Below are 869 nucleotides of genomic sequence, written 5' to 3'. Positions count from 1 at the left end.
ATCGTCAAGAACCGCTGCAAGTCGGGTGATCACTACTGGGTGAACGCCTATGTGACACCGGTCTTCGAGAACAACCAGGTGGTCGGCTACGAATCGGTGCGGGTCAAACCCAGCGCCGAGCAGATCCGTCGCGCCGAAGAGCTGTACCAGCGCATCAACCAAGGCAAGCCGGCGATCCCGCGCCGCGACCGCTGGTTGCCGGTACTGCAGGACTGGCTGCCATTCATCCTGGTCAGCCAGGTAGGTTTCCTGATCGGTAGCTGGCTTGGCCACTCGTGGGGCTTTGCAGTGGCGGCCGGCCTGTCGGTGCCACTGGGCCTGCTCGGCCTGAGCTGGCAACAGCGCGGCCTCAAGCGCCTGCTGCGCCTGGCCGAACAGACCACCTCCGACCCGCTGATCGCACAGATGTACACCGACAGCCGCGGCGTGCAGGCACGCCTGGAAATGGCCATGCTGAGCCAGGATGCCCGCCTCAAGACCTGCCTGACCCGCTTGCAGGACACTGCCGAACACCTCAACGAGCAGGCACGCCAGTCCGACGCCCTGGCCCACAACAGCTCCTCGGGCCTGGAGCGCCAGCGGGTCGAAACCGAGCAGGTCGCCGCCGCTGTCAACCAGATGGCCGCCACCACCCAGGAAGTGGCCAACCACGTGCAGCGCACCGCCGATGCTACCCAGGAAGCCAACCGCCTGACCGGCCGCGGACGCGACATTGCCGGCGAAACCCGCGAGGCGATTCAGCGCTTGTCCACCGCCGTTGGCGAGACCGGCCTGACCGTGACCCAACTGGCCCGCGACAGCGACGAGATCGGTGGCGTGGTCGATGTGATCAAGGGCATTGCCGACCAGACCAACCTGCTGGCGCTCAA

General features: G+C 66.2%; 1 protein-coding gene. It reads left to right on the top strand.

The features are described 5' to 3' along the window. Nucleotides 1-869 (top strand): methyl-accepting chemotaxis protein (locus tag G3436_RS26300; protein ID WP_163951235.1); only part of this gene is annotated, 869 nt, incomplete at both ends.

Source organism: Pseudomonas brassicae (assembly GCF_010671725.1).
Classification (GTDB): Bacteria; Pseudomonadota; Gammaproteobacteria; order Pseudomonadales; family Pseudomonadaceae; genus Aquipseudomonas; species Aquipseudomonas brassicae.
Note: the sequence above shows the minus strand (reverse complement) of the source record. Positions and strands in the feature narration are given on the sequence as shown.